The organism is Xanthobacter autotrophicus ATCC 700552 (assembly GCF_043194565.1).
In the GTDB taxonomy this organism is placed as follows: domain Bacteria; phylum Pseudomonadota; class Alphaproteobacteria; order Rhizobiales; family Xanthobacteraceae; genus Xanthobacter; species Xanthobacter autotrophicus_F.
Genome location: NZ_JBAFVS010000077.1, coordinates 1 through 564, shown reverse-complemented (window position 1 = coordinate 564; position 564 = coordinate 1). Strand labels below are relative to the sequence as shown.

At 68.3% G+C, this 564-nt stretch carries 1 protein-coding gene; it reads left to right on the top strand.

The genetic code is table 11. From position 1 onward, the window contains the following. Window positions 1-236 precede the first annotated feature (236 nt). Complete coding sequence (locus V5F48_RS24980) at window positions 237-557, top strand: DUF736 domain-containing protein (protein ID WP_394016449.1); 321 nt, start codon at window positions 237-239, stop codon at window positions 555-557. Window positions 558-564: the final 7 nt, after the last annotated feature.

The window sequence follows — 564 nt, the reverse complement described above, 5'->3', positions numbered from 1 at the left end:
TGGCCTGGTGGCAGGGGCTCCTGTGGTCGGTGGCTTCGAAGCCCATCCCCTCCTCTTTGCCGCCTGTGTCCGGGTCTCGGCCGCCTAGTGCCGTCAACCCCGCTGGCCACCCCACGATGCGGGCATCGCGGGGACCCCGACCGGGGGTTCCCCTGCGCTGCGGTGACGACGGCGTCCGGCCCCTTCCTTTGGGCGTCATCGGGGATGGTCCCCGAGCAACCTCAAGGAGACTTCACATGGCCACGATCGCAACCCTCACCCAGAAGGCGGACGGCAACCTCGAAGGCACGCTCGCCACCCTCAACGTCACCGCCCCGATCGCGCTGGTGCCGAACACCCGCAAGGCGAAGGACAACGAGCCTGACTACCGCGTGATCTCGCGCAAGAACGGCTTCGAGCTGGGCGCCGGCTGGAACCGGATCTCGAAGACCACCGGCGAGGAGTACATCTCGGTCTCGCTCTCGGCCCCCGAGTTCGGCACCATCTACGGCAACGTGGCGCCGGCGCCGGGCGAGGATCCCGCCAAGAAGGTCATCATCTGGAACCCCGCCAGCTGACCCGAAG